This is a genomic window from Endozoicomonas sp. G2_1 (assembly GCF_017744155.1).
In the GTDB taxonomy this organism is placed as follows: domain Bacteria; phylum Pseudomonadota; class Gammaproteobacteria; order Enterobacterales; family Alteromonadaceae; genus JAGHQT01.
This window is the reverse complement of record NZ_JAGHQT010000011.1, coordinates 49,097-65,764: the sequence shown is the minus strand read 5'-3', so window position 1 is coordinate 65,764 and position 16,668 is coordinate 49,097. Positions and strand designations below refer to the sequence as shown.

The 16,668-nt window shown below is 42.8% G+C and carries 16 protein-coding genes; 2 read left to right on the top strand and 14 right to left on the bottom strand.

The genetic code is table 11. The features are described 5' to 3' along the window. Window positions 1-33: 33 nt before the first annotated feature. The 13 genes from atpD to mioC all read right to left on the bottom strand — a co-directional run bounded on the left by atpD (window position 34) and on the right by mioC (window position 11,894). Entirely contained in the window at window positions 34-1,419 is a 1,386-nt protein-coding gene (gene atpD / locus J7384_RS13060; protein WP_209114748.1) for a F0F1 ATP synthase subunit beta, read from the bottom strand. 30 nt (window positions 1,420-1,449) lie between these two features. Then, entirely contained in the window at window positions 1,450-2,310 is an 861-nt protein-coding gene (gene atpG, locus J7384_RS13055) for a F0F1 ATP synthase subunit gamma (protein WP_209114746.1), read from the bottom strand. Window positions 2,311-2,338: 28 nt separating this feature from the next. Next, the gene (gene atpA / locus J7384_RS13050) at window positions 2,339-3,880 is read right to left on the bottom strand and encodes a F0F1 ATP synthase subunit alpha (RefSeq protein WP_209114745.1); all 1,542 of its coding nucleotides are present in this window, start codon (window positions 3,878-3,880) and stop codon (window positions 2,339-2,341) included. Between the two features lie 24 nt (window positions 3,881-3,904). After that, the gene (gene atpH / locus J7384_RS13045) at window positions 3,905-4,438 is read right to left on the bottom strand and encodes a F0F1 ATP synthase subunit delta (RefSeq protein ID WP_209114743.1); all 534 of its coding nucleotides are present in this window, start codon (window positions 4,436-4,438) and stop codon (window positions 3,905-3,907) included. A gap of 14 nt (window positions 4,439-4,452) precedes the next feature. Further along, window positions 4,453-4,923, bottom strand: coding sequence for a F0F1 ATP synthase subunit B (gene atpF / locus J7384_RS13040; RefSeq protein ID WP_209114741.1), 471 nt, complete (start codon window positions 4,921-4,923; stop codon window positions 4,453-4,455). 47 nt (window positions 4,924-4,970) lie between these two features. Next, window positions 4,971-5,186 carry a F0F1 ATP synthase subunit C gene (gene atpE / locus J7384_RS13035; RefSeq protein WP_209114739.1) on the bottom strand — a complete coding sequence of 72 codons (216 nt, stop codon included), beginning with the start codon at window positions 5,184-5,186 and terminating at the stop codon, window positions 4,971-4,973. A 123-nt stretch (window positions 5,187-5,309) separates the two neighbouring features. Next, on the bottom strand, window positions 5,310-6,137 hold the full coding sequence (gene atpB / locus J7384_RS13030) for a F0F1 ATP synthase subunit A (protein WP_209114737.1): 828 nt from the start codon (window positions 6,135-6,137) through the stop codon (window positions 5,310-5,312). Window positions 6,138-6,140: 3 nt separating this feature from the next. Next, window positions 6,141-6,539: an ATP synthase subunit I gene (locus J7384_RS13025; RefSeq protein WP_209114735.1), complete on the bottom strand. Its 399-nt coding sequence runs from the start codon at window positions 6,537-6,539 to the stop codon at window positions 6,141-6,143. Between the two features lie 182 nt (window positions 6,540-6,721). Continuing rightward, entirely contained in the window at window positions 6,722-7,627 is a 906-nt protein-coding gene (locus tag J7384_RS13020) for a ParB/RepB/Spo0J family partition protein (RefSeq protein WP_209114733.1), read from the bottom strand. Between the two features lie 41 nt (window positions 7,628-7,668). Further along, window positions 7,669-8,466, bottom strand: a complete 798-nt coding sequence (locus J7384_RS13015) for a ParA family protein (RefSeq protein ID WP_209114731.1) — start codon at window positions 8,464-8,466, stop codon at window positions 7,669-7,671. Between the two features lie 16 nt (window positions 8,467-8,482). After that, window positions 8,483-9,109 (bottom strand): 16S rRNA (guanine(527)-N(7))-methyltransferase RsmG, encoded by a 627-nt coding sequence (gene rsmG / locus J7384_RS13010; RefSeq protein ID WP_209114729.1) that lies wholly within the window; start codon window positions 9,107-9,109, stop codon window positions 8,483-8,485. 44 nt (window positions 9,110-9,153) lie between these two features. Continuing rightward, window positions 9,154-11,043 carry a tRNA uridine-5-carboxymethylaminomethyl(34) synthesis enzyme MnmG gene (gene mnmG, locus J7384_RS13005; RefSeq protein ID WP_209114727.1) on the bottom strand — a complete coding sequence of 630 codons (1,890 nt, stop codon included), beginning with the start codon at window positions 11,041-11,043 and terminating at the stop codon, window positions 9,154-9,156. Window positions 11,044-11,447: 404 nt separating this feature from the next. Beyond that, window positions 11,448-11,894: an FMN-binding protein MioC gene (gene mioC / locus J7384_RS13000; RefSeq protein ID WP_209114725.1), complete on the bottom strand. Its 447-nt coding sequence runs from the start codon at window positions 11,892-11,894 to the stop codon at window positions 11,448-11,450. Between the two features lie 179 nt (window positions 11,895-12,073). Between mioC and J7384_RS12995 the strand changes: the two genes are divergently transcribed. Both J7384_RS12995 and J7384_RS12990 read left to right on the top strand, forming a co-directional pair. Beyond that, a complete protein-coding gene (locus J7384_RS12995) occupies window positions 12,074-14,689 on the top strand; it encodes a reprolysin-like metallopeptidase (RefSeq protein ID WP_209114723.1) in 2,616 nt (871 codons plus the stop codon). Window positions 14,690-14,702: 13 nt separating this feature from the next. Then, window positions 14,703-15,065 (top strand): hypothetical protein, encoded by a 363-nt coding sequence (locus J7384_RS12990; protein WP_209114721.1) that lies wholly within the window; start codon window positions 14,703-14,705, stop codon window positions 15,063-15,065. 111 nt (window positions 15,066-15,176) lie between these two features. On the opposite strand, the gene mnmE is transcribed toward J7384_RS12990, so the two are convergent. Next, complete coding sequence (gene mnmE / locus J7384_RS12985) at window positions 15,177-16,571, bottom strand: tRNA uridine-5-carboxymethylaminomethyl(34) synthesis GTPase MnmE (protein WP_209114719.1); 1,395 nt, start codon at window positions 16,569-16,571, stop codon at window positions 15,177-15,179. Between the last annotated feature and the right edge of the window lie 97 nt (window positions 16,572-16,668).

Sequence of the window (16,668 nt, the reverse complement as noted above, 5' to 3'; positions counted from 1 at the left end):
CTGACCAATACCCAGTATTAGTCAGCACAGTAATTACATTGATTTAGCTTTTTCAGCAGCTTCTTCGATTGAACCAACCATATAGAAAGCTTGCTCTGGTAAATCGTCGTACTCACCAGCAAGAATACCTTTAAAGCCAGCAATAGTGTCTTTAAGAGATACGTACTTACCAGGAGAACCAGTGAATACCTCAGCAACGAAGAACGGCTGTGATAAGAAACGCTGGATCTTACGAGCGCGGTCAACGGTTTGCTTATCTTCTTCAGAAAGCTCATCCATACCTAAGATAGCAATGATATCTTTAAGCTCTTTGTAGCGTTGTAATACTGACTGTACGCCACGCGCTACTTCGTAGTGCTCTTGACCAACAACTAATGGGTCAAGTTGACGAGAAGTAGAATCTAACGGGTCAATCGCAGGGTAAATACCCAATTCAGCGATTGAACGCGAAAGTACAACTGTTGCATCTAAGTGAGCAAAGGTTGTTGCTGGAGAAGGGTCAGTCAAGTCATCCGCAGGTACGTATACCGCTTGGATTGAAGTGATTGAACCAGTCTTAGTTGACGTAATACGCTCTTGAAGGATACCCATTTCTTCAGCAAGTGTAGGTTGGTAACCTACCGCTGATGGCATACGACCTAGAAGTGCAGATACCTCAGTACCAGCAAGCGTGTAACGGTAGATGTTATCAACGAAGAAAAGTACGTCGCGACCTTCGTCACGGAACTTCTCAGCCATTGTCAAACCAGTCATCGCAACACGTAAACGGTTGCCCGGTGGCTCGTTCATCTGACCGTAAACAAGCGCTACTTTATCAAGTACGTTTGAATCGTTCATTTCGTGATAGAAATCGTTACCCTCACGAGTACGCTCACCAACACCAGCGAATACTGAGTAACCACTGTGCTCGATCGCGATGTTACGGATAAGTTCCATCATGTTAACGGTTTTACCAACACCAGCACCACCGAATAAACCAACTTTACCACCCTTAGCGAATGGACATACTAAGTCGATTACTTTGATACCAGTTTCTAGCAATTCATTAGAAGCTGCTTGGTCAGCATATGCTGGCGCTTCACGGTGAATTGACCATCTTTCTTGTTCGCCGATTGGGCCAGCTTCATCAATTGGCTCACCCAAAACGTTCATAATACGACCCAAAGTTTCAGTACCTACTGGAACTTGGATGTTATTACCTGTATTTACTACGTTCAGACCACGACGCAAACCGTCTGATGAACCCATAGCGATAGCGCGAACAACGCCACCACCTAACTGCTGCTGTACTTCTAGTACTAAGCCGTTAAGGTCACCTTCAGTTACATTTAACGCGTCATATACCTGAGGTACAGCATCTTGTGGAAATTCAACATCCACAACTGCGCCAATGATTTGGACGACTTTACCTGTACTCATGTTTAATCCTCTATATTCTGCTCTATTTGCCTACACCGCTGCTGCACCAGCACAAATCTCACTCAGCTCTTGAGTAATACTTGCTTGACGCGCTTTGTTGTATACCAATTGTAAATCATCAATTAAGTCACCCGCGTTGTCGGTTGCCGCTTTCATGGCAATCATACGAGCAGCTTGCTCACATGCGAGGTTTTCAACCACGCCTTGATATACCTGAGATTCAATATAACGAACAAGTAACTGCTCTAATAACGCAGTGGCATCTGGTTCGTAAATATAATCCCAGCGATGTTGAATTTCGTCATCATCAGACTTAGGCAAAGGTAAAAGTTGATCGATGGTTGGCTGTTGCGTCATCGTGTTAACAAACTTGTTGTAAACGACGAATAACTTGTCAATCTCACCATTGTCATAGGCGTTCAGCATTACCTTAACACTACCGATAAGGTCTGTTACTGAAGGGCTATCACCTAAACCAGAAACCTGTGAGGTTACTTTAGCGCCCATGTTGTTGAAAAAGGCAGTCGCTTTTGAGCCAACAATACCAAATTCAACTTCTGCGCCTTGACCCTGCCATTTAGCAGCGTCAGCAAGTACTGACTTAAACAAGTTAATGTTTAAGCCACCACACAAGCCGCGGTCTGTAGAGACGACGATATAGCCTACGCGCTTAACTTCACGTTCTTCCATATACGGATGACGTACTTCTAAGTTACCAAGCGCGATGTGACCGATCACATTTCGCATATTTTCAGCGTATGGACGAGAGGCAGCCATATTATCTTGCGCTCTACGCATTTTACTGGCTGCAACCATTTCCATCGCGCTGGTGATCTTCTGTGTATTTTGTACACTTCCAATCTTCGATTTTATCTCTTTAGCGCCGGACATGACTATTCTCTCCGAAAAGGTTAACTAATTACCAAGTTTGGGTAGACTTGAACGCGTCAAGTGCTGCCGCTAAACCTGCTTCGATATCTTTATCGTAGTTACCGCTTTCGTTGATCTTAGCCATCAACTCAGCACACTCATTGTTTACATAGGTATGTAACGTCGCTTCAAAATCAACGATTTTGTTTAATTCAACGTCGTTTAAGTAACCTTTTTCAGCAGCAAATAGAGAAACCGCAGTTTCTGCTACTGACAATGGGCTGAATTGCTTTTGCTTCATCAGTTCAGTAACGCGCTGACCGTGCTCTAATTGAGCGCGAGTTGCGTCGTCAAGGTCAGAAGCAAACTGAGCAAACGCTGCAAGTTCACGGTATTGAGCAAGTGCTAAACGGATACCACCACCAAGTTTCTTGATGATTTTCGTTTGCGCAGCACCACCAACACGAGATACCGATAAACCAGCGTTAACCGCAGGACGAATACCTGAGTTGAATAAATCAGTCTCAAGGAAGATTTGACCATCGGTAATTGAAATTACGTTAGTCGGTACGAACGCCGAAACGTCACCCGCTTGAGTTTCAATAATTGGTAGGGCAGTTAATGAACCTGTTTGGCCTTTAACTTCACCGTTAGTGAAACGCTCAACGTAGTCTTCGTTTACACGAGCAGCACGCTCTAGTAGACGTGAGTGAAGATAGAAAACGTCACCTGGGTATGCTTCACGACCTGGCGGACGACGTAATAGCAATGAAATTTGACGGTAAGCAACAGCTTGCTTAGACAAATCATCATATACGATTAGGGCATCTTCACCGCGGTCACGGAAGTATTCACCCATAGCACAACCTGAGTATGGTGCTAAGTACTGGAGTGCAGCAGCTTCTGACGCTGACGCAACAACAACGATAGTGTTTTCTAACGCGCCGTGCTCTTCTAAGTTGCGCACTACGTTAGCAACGGTAGAAGCTTTCTGACCGATAGCTACGTATACACACTTAATACCAGTGTTTTTCTGGTTGATAATTGCATCTAAAGCGATCGCAGATTTACCAATTTGACGGTCACCGATGATAAGCTCACGCTGACCACGACCGATTGGAATCATAGAGTCAATTGACTTGATACCAGTTTGTACTGGTTGGTCAACTGATTTACGATCGATAACACCTGGAGCTACTACTTCAACAGGAGAGAAACCATCGTTGTCGATAGGACCTTTACCGTCGATTGGCTCACCAAGAGTGTTAACTACGCGGCCTAAAAGACCACGACCTACTGGTACTTCCAAAATACGGCCAGTACCTTTAACTTTTACGCCTTCTGCTAAATCAGCATAAGGACCCATTACAACCGCACCGACCGAGTCACGGTCAAGGTTTAACGCGATAGCGTAGCGGTTGCCAGGAAGTTCGATCATCTCACCTTGCATTACATCAGCAAGACCGTGGATGCGAATAATACCGTCAGTTACAGAAACGATGGTACCTTCGTTACGAGCTTCACTAACTACGTCGAACTTCTCAATACGTTTTTTGATCAGTTCAGCGATTTCAGTGGAATTCAGTTGCATGCTCTGTTCCCTTATAAATAAGTGCTAGGATTGCATTGTAGTGGCTAAGCGATCGAGTTTGCCTCGAACACTGCCGTCGATAACCATGTCGCCCGCTTTGATTACTAAGCCGGAAACTAAGGTATCGTCAACAACACAATTGAGCTTTACTTTACGAGCCAAACGCTTTTCAAGCGCGGCGCTTAATGTTTTTTGTTGCTCTGCGTCGAGTTCGACAGCAGATCTAACATCCACAGTCACTTCTTTTTCATATTCGGCTTTTAATTCACCAAATTGTTCAGCGACTTGTGGTAGCACCAACAAACGTTCGTTCTCAGCCATCACTTTAATAAAGTTTTGGCCATTGCTGTTAAGCTGTTCATCACAAACCTTCAAGAATAATTCTTGGGCTTGCTCAACCGAAGCACCACCTGAAAGGTAAGTAGCAATGGTTTCGTTATTAGCAACTTCAGCAGCAAATACTAGCATTTCAAACCAGTTATCCACTGCATTTGCTTCAACAGCAAAGTCGAACGCTGCTTTAGCATAAGGACGAGCAACTGTAGTCAATTCAGACATAGTGCTTATCCTTCTTAAAGCTCAGCGACAAGTTTATCTAAGATGTCGCTGTGAGCAGCGGCATCAATTGAACGCTCAAGAATTTTCTCGGCGCCAGCAACAGCTAGTACAGCAACTTGCTGACGTAACTCTTCTTTGGCACGGTTGCGCTCAGATTCAATTTCTGCGTGACCAGCAGCTAAGATTTTTTCTTTCTCAGCTTGTGCTTTCTCAGCCGCTTCTTCGATCATTTGATTTTCGCGCTTTTTAGCAGCTTCAACGATCTCTGCAGCTTGAGCTTTGGCTTCTTTTAACTGTGCAGTTGCTTTTTCTTGAGCAAGCTCAAGGTCTTTCGCAGCACGGTCTGAAGCAGCAAGGCCATCAGCAATAGTTTTCTGACGATCTTCGATAGCCGCCATAATTGGTGGCCATACGTATTTCATACAGAAAATTACAAATACGACAAATGCGATTAATTCACCGATTAGGGTAGAGTTAATATCCATCTGTGTACCTCCTATAAATGTTTATTCGCGTATCTAAAAAATGTCGATTAAAGAGCGAATAACATGTATAAGCCAATACCTACACCGATCATAGCGATCGCATCGATAAGACCAGCAACGATGAACATTTTAACTTGAAGTTGAGGAGCAAGCTCAGGTTGACGAGCAGCAGACTCAAGGAATTTACCACCTAAAAGACCAAAACCAATCGCAGTACCTAGGGCACCTAAACCGATAATGATAGCAACAGCGATGTATAACATAGTTATCTCCGATTATTTAAAGTAAAGTTTAAAATTAAAAAATTGTTTCTAGCATCCATGCTATTTCCCCTTCGGGCTTCGACTTACCTATTAACAGCAGCCGTCTAACTCATTCCCGAAGAGTTAGTGATCTTCGTGCGCCAAGCTCAAGTACACGATGGTTAACATCATGAAAATGAAAGCTTGAAGCGGAATAACTAATAAGTGGAATGCCGCCCAGATAAAGTGCACTGGCAATTGGAATAAACCAATAGTGGCAATCAAAATAAAGATCAATTCACCGGCGTATAAGTTACCGAACAAACGCAGTGCTAATGACACAGGGCGCGCAAGTAAGGTTACTGATTCCAAGATAAAGTTCACTGGAATAAATACCGGGTGATTGAACGGCTGTAGCGTAAGTTCTTTAGTAAAGCCGCCAATGCCTTTCACTTTAATTGAGTAGTAAATAATTAAGAAGAATACGCCAATACTTAAGGCGAACGTCATGTTCATATCTGTGGTAGGTACCGATTTGATATAAACGTCGTGTGGATCCATGCCCATAAATGTTGAACCAATCCAACCGGCAATCGTTGGAATTAAGTCAACTGGTACCCAGTCCATCGCGTTCATCAGCAAAACCCAAACAAAAATGGTTAATGACAATGGTGCAATTAACGCATTTTTACCGTGAAAGGTTTCCTTGACGCTTTTATCGACAAATTCAACAATCATTTCGACAGCACATTGAAGCTTGCCCGGAACACCTGTTGTAGCCTTTTTAGCGACTGAACGGAAAGTTAAAAGAAAGATCAAACCAAGAACAATTGACCATAGCAGCGTATCGATATGAAGCGTCCAAAAACCTGCGTCGGCACATGCTTTGTTAAAAGCAATACCGCCATCGGCGCTACACATTTTCGCGTTGGTCAAATGGTGTTTGATATAAGAGCCTGTATCTGCAGCCATCTTCTATCCCATATGTTGATTAAAATGAAACTTGTTTGCTATTGCCAGCACAAACGGTGCTAACAAGGCGATAAAATAGGTGATAAAAAAAGGTAACGGTTCAGGTTGAAAAAACTTAAAACACAAGGCAAACAGAATCGCCGTTAACACTAATTTTATTCTTACGCCACTGTAAAAAGCATCAACTACCTTTTTTGAGGCGCTTGCACCAGCATACTGAAACGCTTTAAGTGCAAAAACAATTTGCGGGATTACCGCGACTAAACCGCCGAAAACCGATGATTTAGCATGATCAAATCCAGCAACAAAATAACTAACCAGCACTGTTAACAATATCAAAAAAATGGCGATAACCATTTGTTTTATCGCAAGTTTACGGCCAGGTTTAACAAGTTGATTCAAGTGTTAAAACTCCACGCGAAAACTTTCATATCAGCTAACAGTTTTTTTAAGCGGCATTACCACTTTAAAAAAGCATGCGCAAGTATACTGGTTTATGCCTATTTTGCAACAAAATAGGGCAATCTATAGCGTGTATTTATTAAAATGATTTAGGCGATTTTTGACAGGCGCCACAAGCCTTCTTAGAACGAACGAAAACGAGCAACAATCCCGTCTAATTCATCGAGGCTAGTGTAAGAAATTACCATCTTACCTTTGCCTTTTTTATTGTGGCTAATGGTGATTTGTGAGCCGAGCTTTTCCGAGAGGTTTTGCTCGAGGGCTTTGGTATCGGGATCTTTAACTTTTTCGACTTTTTCAGTGGCTGGCTCAAGCGCTTTTTTAACCAGTGTTTCAGTCTCGCGAACGGTTAATTCTTTGGCGACAACAATGCGAGCGGTATTGGTCTGCAAGTCATTTTCTAAGGTCAATAACGCACGGGCGTGGCCCATTTCCAAGTCGCCGTGCTCAAGTAGTGTTTTAACTTCTGGGTTTAAATTGTTTAAGCGCAACAAGTTAGTGACGGTAGTACGAGACTTGCCAACCGCATCGGCAACTTCTTGATGAGTCAATTCAAATTCATTTTGCAAACGCTCCAATGCAATGGCTTCTTCCATCGCATTAAGATCTTCACGCTGAATGTTTTCAATCAAGGCAATAGCAACAGCAGCTTCGTCAGGTACATTCTTGACTAAACACGGAACGCTATCCAACTCAGCTAATTGTGCCGCGCGCCAGCGGCGCTCACCGGCAATAATTTCGTATTGCTGGCTTGCGATTTCGCGAACCACGATTGGTTGAATAATGCCTTGAGAGCGAATTGACGAAGACAACTCTTCCAATGCTTCAGCCGACATATCCTTGCGCGGTTGATATTTACCCGGCGCTAATTGCTCAATGGGCAACGTTTGCAACTCGCCTTTTTGCGCCAGTAATTCAGAATCAGATGTTGAAGGAGCCTCATCAGTAGCTTGAACAGCCTTGCTTGGTGCTGTGGTTAGTAAGGCATCTAGACCTCGGCCTAAACCTCTGCGTTTTGATGGACTCATAGATTTCCCTGGTGTTTTCTAATTTGAATTAACGGTTCTAATTAACTAACGGCTTGCTTAGCTTCAGTTTGCGCTTGTTCACTGCGGCGTAACACTTCACCAGCGAGGGCCAAATAAGCTTTCGCGCCAGTAGACGATTTGTCGTAATACATCGCTGGAGCACCAAAACTCGGCGCTTCAGCTAAGCGAACATTGCGTGGAATAACGGTGCGATACACTTTGTCACCAAAGTGATTTTTCAACTGTTCAGATACGTCGTTGGCCAAGCGATTACGCGGATCGTACATGGTTCGCAGAATACCTTCAATATGTAAGTTTTCGTTGACCACCGCAGTAAGCTTAGAAATGGTATCCATCAAGGCAGTCAAACCTTCAAGGGCATAGTACTCACACTGCATCGGCACCAATACAGAGTCAGCCGCCGCCATCGCATTAACCGTTAGCATATTCAATGACGGCGGACAGTCGATGATAATAAAATCGTAGTAGTCTTTCACCGGAGCCAGTGCGTTACGCAGTCTTAATTCGCGGGCAAATACTTCCATTAATTTGATTTCAGCCGCTGTTACGTCGGTATTAGCGGCAATTAAGTCGTAGTGACCTTCGGTTTCTTTTACCACGACTTTTTCAAGCGGTTGTTCTTCGATCAAAAGCTCGTATGACGTTGCGTGAACGTCGTATTTATCAACGCCACTGCCCATCGTCGCGTTGCCTTGAGGATCGAGATCGATCAAAAGCACTTTGCGTTTGGTGGCTGCTAGCGATGCAGCTAAATTAACCGATGTAGTGGTTTTACCAACACCACCTTTTTGATTGGCAACTGCAATTATTTTACCCACAGTATCCTCGAACTCGTTAGTTAAGCTTGATCAATTCTATTAAATGGCGTTCGCCATCTAACTGCGGCACCTGTAATTGGTGACTAGCAGATACCTGAATGTTGTCAGGTAACTCAGAAAACTCTTGTTCAGGGAGTAACCCTTTGAGCGCATAAAATCGACCGTTTGTGTCGATTAAATGCTGACACCAGTTAACCATATCTTGCAGTGAAGCAAAAGCTCTACTTAACACGCCGTCAAACGGTTGCTCTGGTTGAAACTCTTCAACCCGCGACAGCATTGGCGTTACATTGGTTAATTTCAGTTGGAAAACAACTTGTCTTAAAAAGGTAATTCTTTTCCCTAGGCTATCTAATAAAACAAAATTTCTTTCCGGATACAAGATTGCCAAAGGAATTCCAGGTAAACCAGGACCAGTACCAACATCAATAAAGTGTTGCCCAGCTAACTTAGGGCCAACCACTAAACTGTCTAAAATATGTTTTACCAACATATCTTCTGGGTTGCGTACCGAGGTTAAGTTATAAGCCTTGTTCCATTTGTTTAATAACTCGACGTAGGCAACTAATTGCTGACGTTGAGCAGGGCTTACTTGTAATGGCGTTTGATCAAGTAAGCTATCAAGCTGATGAGCTAATGTCATGTGATATAAATGAATTTTTTATTAAGGATATGGTATCGCAAGTCTTATGCAGACTTGCGTAATAAACCGTGTTTTTTTAGATAAACTAATAATAGCGAAATTGCGGCGGGGGTGATACCAGAAATTCTTGAGGCCTGACCAATGGTTTCAGGACGAGCATCGCTTAACTTAGCGACGACTTCATTCGACAAACCAGAAATTTGACCGTAATCGAAATCAATTGGAATCAGGGTATTTTCGTGACGCTTTTTCTTAGCGATTTCATCCAATTGACGGTCGATGTAACCGGCGTACTTAATTTGGATCTCAACCTGCTCAGCAGCTTGTGTATCGGCTAAGCCAGGCCCTAAACTTTCAATCGCCATCACCTCTTGATAACGAGTTTCAGGGCGGCGAAGAATATCTTCTAAGCTATTTTCACGGCTGATCGGCGTTTTCAATTGCGGATTGAGCTCGCCAACGGCAACGTGATCTTTGGTGATCCAAGTTGACTTTAAGCGCTGACGCTCAAGTTCGATATTTTCCATTTTCTCATTAAAGCGCGCCCAGCGTTTATCGCATACTAAACCGAGCTCTCGGCCTTTTTCCGTCAAGCGGATATCGGCATTGTCTTCGCGCAATAACAAACGGTACTCCGCACGCGAAGTAAACATGCGGTAAGGTTCTTTCGTTCCAAGCGTCGCGAGATCGTCGATAAGTACGCCCATGTATGCTTGATCACGACCAAGGATCCATTCGTCTTTTTCTTGAACGCGTAAACCAGCATTAGTGGCAGCCACCAAACCTTGTGCACCGGCTTCTTCATAACCGGTAGTACCATTGATCTGGCCAGCAAAATATAAATTTTTAATAAATTTGCTTTCAAGACTTTGTTTGAGATCGCGTGGATCAAAATAATCGTATTCAATTGCATAACCCGGGCGAGTAATATGGGCGTTTTCAAAACCTTTAATTGAACGAACTAGCTCCATTTGGATGTCAAATGGCAGACTAGTTGAAATGCCATTTGGATAAATTTCGTGGGTGGTTAAACCTTCTGGCTCAACAAAGATTTGATGGCTTTGCTTATCGGCAAAGCGCATTATTTTATCTTCGATTGACGGACAATATCTCGGCCCAATACCTTCGATTACCCCTGTGTACATAGGGGAGCGGTCTAAACCTTGGCGAATAATATCATGGGTTTTTTCGTTAGTATGGGTGATATAACAAGGAACCTGCTCAGGATGCTGTGAACGATCACCAATAAAGGAGAATACCGGTCGCGGTGTATCGCCCGGTTGTTCTTCCATAACTGAGAAATCTAATGTTCTGGCATCTAAACGCGGTGGTGTACCGGTTTTTAAGCGATCAATCCTAAACGGCAAATCTCTGAGTTGACTGGCTAAATTTACACTGGCAGGATCACCTGCTCGACCACCTTGATAGTTATTTAAGCCAATGTGAATTTGGCCTGCAAGGAAAGTTCCAACTGTTAAAACAACCGTTTTTCCTTTAAATTTAAGGCCCATTTGCGTTGAAACACCAACCACTTGATCGTCTTCAATAATCAGATCGTCACAAGGTTGTTGGAATATTGTCAGGTTTTCTTGGTTTTCTAGGTAGCTACGAACAAAAGCGCGGTATAAGGCGCGATCTGCCTGCGCTCTGGTTGCTCGAACGGCTGGGCCTTTACTCGCGTTTAAGGTGCGGAATTGGATCGCAGCGTGATCGATAGCCGTTGCCATTAAGCCGCCTAAGGCGTCGATCTCTTTAACTAAATGTCCTTTGCCAATACCACCAATCGCAGGATTACATGACATTTGACCTAAAGTATCAATATTGTGAGTAAGCAATAAAGTTTTACAGCCCATGCGAGCTGCTGCTAAACAAGCTTCTGTGCCAGCATGACCACCGCCGACAACAATTACGTCATAACTTTCTTGATACCACATACTTATAGGTTACCTGCAAAAAATAGGGCGGTTATTTTACTCTCTTTTTCTAATGAAGAAAACGATCTGATGTAAAAAAGATCTTGTTCTGATCTATGTGTGATCAGTAAATAATATATAAAGATCTATATAAAGATCTTATTGTTGTTTTTATTAAGATCGTGCTTTTCTGTTAGTAAGTTGATTTTTTTTAACAATATTAAGTTGTTAGTTTAGATCGGATCCTGTGATCAAGGCTTGATCAAGTAGCAAATAAACTCTGATCAAATAGCTGTTTTATCCACAGCAAAATTAAATATTTATTTAGTACACGGGATAATCATAAGTTTTTAATAATTAGATCACAGAGTTATCCACACATCGATCTAAAATTATGTATTTTTGTGAATAACCTATTTATAAGATCATGATAACTGATCTTGGTTTTTAATAATCCAATCTTGTGATGCTTGTTCTGGATCGATATCACAACTGATATCGAGTGTTAATAATTCAATTAATTCCTTTGAACCTTTTGATATCATTAGTTTTTTAATGTTTTTTGCGGCGTAGCAAAAAGTGTCGTAGTTACTATCACCAAGACCAATAACAAAAAATTGGTTGTGATCAAAGTTCAGTTTTGATGCTGTGAGTTGATCGACAAACGGCTGAATATTGTCTGGATAGTCTCCGGCGCCGTGAGTTGATGTACAAATTAACCATGTGCGGTTTTTCTGCTCAATGTCAGTTAAATTGGGTGAAAAATGCAGCTCAACTTGATGACCAAGCTCAACTAAGGTTTGCTCGCAGGCTTCTGCAACGTACTCAGCGTTACCTAACATACTGCCTACTATGATTGAAATGTTTGCCATTTTGGATCCTATCTTATTTATTGATGTCGCCAGTGTAGCATTGATAACGCATTAGGTTTAACTCGTTGTTGTTTGTCGATCAATGTTGTGTTTTGTTGGTTTTTTGTATGTTTTTAATACAAAGCTGGTCTATTGATATACAGTTAATGATGAATTATTTAACTACAGGTGGTTGAGTTATGAATAAAACGAGTGTGGTATCTTGTTTGTTGTTGTTGATATCTGGACAAAGCTATGGTCAAGAAGAATTGGCTAGTAATGCGTGGACGCCTTTTAGTTCAAGTAAAATTGAGCGCGCGGCAAATGATAAACAGCATCACAGAATATATGCGAAAAAAGAGTTTACCGCTGAACTTGCAATAGAACAGTTAGCCGTTTTGTCTGGTAGGGCAAATCAGCTAATGGTTAGTGTGCCGTTACCAACAGGTAAAATGGTCACCTACCAACTTAAGGCTAATACTGCACTAGCTCAAGGTCTGACAGCAAAATATCCCGAGTTGAAGACATATGATGGTTATCAAGTTGATGATCCTACTAATGTTGGTAAATTCGAGCTAACGCCCGCTGGTCTTCGCGGTATGTTTTACGACCAAGGGCGCTTGATTTATTTAGATCCCAAGTATTTGAATAACGATCGTATTTACACTAGCTATTATAAGTCGGACGCTGTTAGTCAAGCTGACCAACGCATTACTTTAAAAGCTCCGATAAATAATTCTCCAGCCTTAAGTAGTAAAACTCAGGAAACAGCAAATACTGAAAAGCTCGCTCGGACACCTGTAGCGCTTAGAGAATATCGTTTAGCTATTACGACAACCGGTGAATATACGCAATTTCACGGCAGCGTTAGTAATGTCATGACTGAACTCGCAACACTCGTAAATCGCATGAATATGATTTACGAACAAGAGTTGGCTGTTCGAATGAGCTTAGTTGCCAACAATGAACAATTAATTTTTACTGATGCAGCTACCGATCCTTTTCAAAATGAATTGGATAATGATAGCAGTGAGGCAACGCAGGTAATTTCTGAGCGCATTGGTGCTGCCAGTTATGACGTTGGCCATGTCTTGACTACTGATGGTGGTGGCTTGGCGTTTTTAGGTGCTGTTTGTCGCGATAGTATTAAAGGTGGTGGTGCCAGCGGCTCATCACGTCCTGTTGGCGATTCGTTTCACGTTGATCTTGTCGCCCATGAGTTGGGTCATCAATTTGGCGCAAATCACACTTTTAATGGTTTAACTGGTGCTTGTAATGGTAATCGCTCGGCCAGCAGTAGCTATGAAGTTGGTAGTGGTTCTACAATCATGGCTTATGCGGGGATTTGTGGTAGTCAGAACCTACAACGCAATGCAGATCCTGTTTTTCACGGTCATTCTATGGATGAGATAAACAGCCATTTGGGGCGGTTTACTAGTTGTGGTAGTAGTACCGAGCAGAGTAATAGAACACCAGTAGCTGAGGCCGGCAACAATTTCACTATTCCAGCAAATACGCCATTTACTTTAACGGGATCTGGTTCAGACCAAGATAACGACACGTTAACTTATGATTGGCAGCAGTTTGATTTAGGACCAGGCAGTAACGGTACTGCAGAGCAAATTGATGATGGCCAACGTCCGTTGTTTAGGGCATTTGCGCCAAAAGACACGGCGAGTAGAACCTTTCCACAAATTAGCGATGTATTATCGGGATCCTTAACCTTAGGGGAAACTTACGCGACAACGAATCGCGATCTTAATTTTCGTTTGATTGTTCGCGATAATAAAGGAGGTGTCGCCAGTGATAACACTGTGGTTACGGTTGTTGATACAGGCGAGGCTTTCTCTGTAGCAGAGCCGAGCGCTGGATCTAGCTGGACAGTGCCACAACAAACCATTAGATGGAATGTTGCGCAAACCGATCAAACGCCAATTTCATGTCCAAACGTAGCGATCGATTTATCACTTGATGGCGGTGCCAATTACACAATAAGTCTCGCACAAAGCACGCCTAATGACGGCAGCTTTGACGTTGAGTTGCCAGCGGCTACCAGTACTGATGCCAGACTGAGAATCTCATGTATTAACAATGTCTTTTTCGCTGTAAATTCGGGAAATTTTTCAGTGAATAGTCAAGGACTAGCTTTTGCTATTACTGGTTTGATTACGCCATTGTCAGTTAATGAAGATGAAAGTTTATCGTTATCTGTTGCTAATTTTATTGTTCAAGGCCGGGTAGCAAATAGTATTACCGTAGCTGCAGGAGATAACTACACAGTTAGCAATAATCAGGTGACACCATCGGCGAATTTTAATGGCCAACTTCAAGTTAATGTAACTGCTAACGCCGGTGCAGAGCAAACACCGACATTTGTTGCCCAAGTTACGGTTAATCCGGTTAATGATGCACCTGTTGCTAACAATGATACTTTGACTATTAATCAAGACGCTGGTCAGCAAACTATTGATGTTGTTGGCAACGACACTGATATTGACGCTAATGATACTTTGACGCTAAGTACAATAAACTATAGTGGTACTGGGCAAGCCAGTATTGTTAACAATCAAATTAGCTATACACCAGCGTCGGGTTTTAATGGTACGGAAACGATTAACTATACGATTAGCGATAGTGCTAATAGTAATGCTAGTGCAACACTTACTATAACAGTTAATGCTCCGGCGCCTGCGCCAGCCCCAACACCTAATCCAACACCCGCTCCTGCTGCAAGCTCAGACTCTGGCGGCGGTGCTGCTTTTTGGTTGGCTCTGTTGGTGATGTTTGGTTTAAGGTACTCTAAGCGCAAGTACTGAATAGGAGCTGTTAATGAAATCGACAATAACACTTAGTTTGATCTCATTGGTTTTTGTGGCTGGTTGTCAACATCAGCCTCAATTAACCGAGTCGCCTGATGCCGATGCGAATATCAACTTGCAGCAAGATATTACCGATGCCGTCGATAAAAAAGATTTTCGTTTATTGTCAACGTCAACGCGGTTGCCACAGTTTCCAGGCCTTGATCACAGCTTGTATCAAGAACACAAAGCCTTATGTGGTGCTAATTATATTTCTGGCACTGGCGATCTAAAGCGCAGAACTGACGATCCTCGTATTAGAGAACAGCTAATGCGTTATATGAAGCAGTACAATGTCCAGATGTTAGCAAAATGTGTTGAACAAAAACGTTAGTTTGTTTGGTCAAAGGTTAAGATTTTCTTAATAAAAAAGGCATAGTTAATACTATGCCTTTTATATGTGAAACTTACGAAATCATCACTGCTAGTTACTTTTTGATAACGCTTATTTACCAATACAGAACGACGAGAAGATTTTTCCTAGCAAGTCATCACTAGTAAATTCACCAGTAATTTCGTTGAGCGCTTGTTGGCAAATGCGCAATTCTTCCGCCAAGATTTCACCGGCAACATAGCTTTGCAACTGATCCATTCCGGTTAATAAGTGCTGGTGGGCGGTTTCTAGCGCAACTAAATGGCGTCTGCGCGCCATAAAACCGCCTTCGGTGTTTCCTTGGTAACCCATAATGTCTTTTAAGTGCTGTTTTAGCTCTGCTAAACCCGCACCAGTTTTTGCTGAGAGCGTTACCGTTGGGTGTTTACTGCTGCTTGCAGAGCCGTTGTCAAAGCCTGTTGCTACCCCGCTTAGATCTGCTTTGTTTCGCACTAAGGTTAAACCAATATTTTCGGGTAACTGTTCAAAGAACTCAGGCCAAAAAGTCGTAATATCTTCAGGCTGTGCTTGATTTGAATCTAGCATGAGTAGCACGCGATCGGCCTGTTTTATTTCTTGCCAGGCTCGCTCAATACCTATTTGTTCAACTTTATCTGGGCTTTCTCTAAGGCCTGCGGTGTCAATGATGTGTAGGGGCATGCCGTCAATGTGAATTTGTTCACTCAATACATCACGAGTCGTACCTTCAATATCAGTAACGATTGCGCTCTCTCTGCCGCTTAGCGCGTTGAGCAGGCTTGATTTCCCCGCGTTTGGTCGACCGGCAATCACCACTCGCATGCCTTCGCGAACAATAGCGCCTTGCTGTGCCTGTTGCTTAACTGATTCCACTCGTTCGATAAGGCCGTTTAAATCGTTAACCACTTTTTCATCGGCGAGAAAGTCGATTTCTTCTTCGGGAAAGTCAATGGCTGCTTCAACATACATCCGCAAGTGAATAACTTCTTCAACGAGTTGATGAACGAGCTTTGAAAAGTCCCCTTGTAGTGAATGTAAGGCACATCGAGCCGCTTGTTCTGAACTAGAGTTAATCAAGTCGGCAATAGCTTCTGCTTGAGTTAAATCGAGCTTGTCGTTCAAAAATGCTTGTTCGCTGAATTCACCGGGTTTTGCCATTCGAACATTACTCGCGTTGACAATCTCTTTGAGCAACATATCGAGAATAACTGGCCCGCCGTGACCTTGTAATTCGAGCACGTCTTCACCGGTGAATGAATTGGGTGCTTTGAAAAATAAAGCGATACCTTGATCTAAGGTTTGTCCCTGACTGTCGTTAAATGGTAAATATTCCGCGTATCGAACCTTGGGCACTTTACCTAGAATTTTTTCGGCAACTTGGCTGGCTGCAGGCCCTGATACGCGAATAATGCCAACACCACCTCGACCCGGTGGCGTCGCTTGTGCGGCGATGGTTTCTTGATTACTGGGTAATTGTGCTTGGCTCATAGTTGTTTTGGCTTAATGTTGTCGGTGTTTTTGAACTAACCTGAATTCAATTAATTATACAGATAAAAGAAAGGCGGCTAAATAGCCGCCTTGCTCA

Bases quoted from the DNA above. Each gene is read 5' to 3' on its own strand.
- J7384_RS13020 (WP_209114733.1), bottom strand. From the start codon at position 7,627: ATGAGTCCATCAAAACGCAGAGGTTTAGGCCGAGGTCTAGATGCCTTA.
- atpA (WP_209114745.1), bottom strand. From the start codon at position 3,880: ATGCAACTGAATTCCACTGAAATCGCTGAACTGATCAAAAAACGTATT.
- atpG (WP_209114746.1), bottom strand. From the start codon at position 2,310: ATGTCCGGCGCTAAAGAGATAAAATCGAAGATTGGAAGTGTACAAAAT.
- atpH (WP_209114743.1), bottom strand. From the start codon at position 4,438: ATGTCTGAATTGACTACAGTTGCTCGTCCTTATGCTAAAGCAGCGTTC.
- atpE (WP_209114739.1), bottom strand. From the start codon at position 5,186: ATGTTATACATCGCTGTTGCTATCATTATCGGTTTAGGTGCCCTAGGT.
- rsmG (WP_209114729.1), bottom strand. From the start codon at position 9,109: ATGACATTAGCTCATCAGCTTGATAGCTTACTTGATCAAACGCCATTA.
- atpB (WP_209114737.1), bottom strand. From the start codon at position 6,137: ATGGCTGCAGATACAGGCTCTTATATCAAACACCATTTGACCAACGCG.
- J7384_RS12995 (WP_209114723.1), top strand. From the start codon at position 12,074: ATGAATAAAACGAGTGTGGTATCTTGTTTGTTGTTGTTGATATCTGGA.
- J7384_RS12990 (WP_209114721.1), top strand. From the start codon at position 14,703: ATGAAATCGACAATAACACTTAGTTTGATCTCATTGGTTTTTGTGGCT.
- atpD (WP_209114748.1), bottom strand. From the start codon at position 1,419: ATGAGTACAGGTAAAGTCGTCCAAATCATTGGCGCAGTTGTGGATGTT.
- atpF (WP_209114741.1), bottom strand. From the start codon at position 4,923: ATGGATATTAACTCTACCCTAATCGGTGAATTAATCGCATTTGTCGTA.
- mioC (WP_209114725.1), bottom strand. From the start codon at position 11,894: ATGGCAAACATTTCAATCATAGTAGGCAGTATGTTAGGTAACGCTGAG.
- mnmE (WP_209114719.1), bottom strand. From the start codon at position 16,571: ATGAGCCAAGCACAATTACCCAGTAATCAAGAAACCATCGCCGCACAA.
- mnmG (WP_209114727.1), bottom strand. From the start codon at position 11,043: ATGTGGTATCAAGAAAGTTATGACGTAATTGTTGTCGGCGGTGGTCAT.